Origin of the sequence: Luedemannella flava (assembly GCF_039528515.1) — a bacterium.
In the GTDB taxonomy this organism is placed as follows: Bacteria; Actinomycetota; Actinomycetes; order Mycobacteriales; family Micromonosporaceae; genus Luedemannella; species Luedemannella flava.
Genome location: NZ_BAAALT010000112.1, coordinates 1 through 1,265 on the forward strand (window position 1 = coordinate 1; position 1,265 = coordinate 1,265).

Annotated in this window: 1 protein-coding gene; it reads left to right on the plus strand. The window is 45.5% G+C overall.

What is annotated here, in order from left to right; translation table 11 throughout:
* Window positions 1–12 precede the first annotated feature (12 nt).
* On the plus strand, window positions 13–1,265 hold a 1,253-nt coding region (locus ABD211_RS19065; RefSeq protein ID WP_344133443.1), incomplete at its 3' end, for an IS1182 family transposase.

Here is a 1,265-nt window from a genome sequence, read left to right on the forward strand (position 1 = left end):
CGAGAGTTCACCATGCTTAAAGACAAAACCCCTCAGCAACTCGAATTGGAAATGGTCGCCATTGACCAACTCGTTCCTAAAGACCATTTAGTGCGTTTGATTGACCTAGCGATTGATTTTGAATTCATACGTGATGAAGTCGCCCATCTTTATTGTAAAAACAATGGCCGCCCTGCGGTTGACCCAGTGCGGATGTTTAAAATCTTATTCCTCGGTTACTTATTTGGCATTCCAAGTGAGCGTCGCTTGATTAAGGAAATCCAAGTTAATGTCGCGTATCGTTGGTTCTTGGGGATGGGACTAACTGAAGACGTTATTCACCATTCAACGTTAAGCCAAAACCGTATTAAGCGCTTCAAAGACAGCAGCATTTATCAATCTATCTTTGATACGATAGTGCGCCAAGCGATGAAACAAAAGTTGATTGGTGGCTATAGCTTGTTTGCTGACAGCACACACCTAAAAGCCAATGCGAATAAAAAGCGCTATGACATCGAAGACTTAAAAGTCAGCCCCTCGGTGTATGTAGAGCAACTGAACGAAGCGGTACTGCAAGACCGGGAGGATGAAGGAAAAAAGCCCCTGAAGTGTAAGGATGAAACGCCTTGCACAAAACCCACCAAAGTCAGTCGCACGGACCCAGAAAGCGGGTTTATGGTACGGGATGAAAAGCCGCAAGGGTTCTTCTACCTTGACCATCGAATTGTGGATGGCAAACACGGTATTATTGTTGATACGCATGCAACCGCAGGCAATGTCCATGATTCACAACCCATCATCAGTCGGCTCGACCGAACGCTCGATACTTTTGAACTAAATCCAATAGCCGTGGGGTTGGACGCAGGCTACTTCACCGCAGCGGTGTGCCATAATCTGGAAGAAAGGCAATTAGTAGGCGTGCTTGGTTACCGTAGACCAAGTAAAAAGAAAGGTTACTTTGCCAAGCGTGAATATCAATACCAACCCGATACAGATACCTATGTTTGCCCGCAAGGTGAAACCCTAATCTATAAAACAACGAGCCGGACGGGTTATCGTCATTACCATTCCGACGCGAACAAATGTGAAAGCTGTCCAGTCAGAAGCCAATGTACCGCGAGTAAAAATCAAACAAAAGTAATTACACGACATGTTTGGCAATCAAGCGTAGAAAACGCTAATGCGATAAGGTTGAGCGACTGGGGTAAAAAGCTCTATCGGCGACGAGCAGAAACGGTAGAAAGAAGCTTCGCTGATGCGAAACAACATCATGGGCATCGCTATTG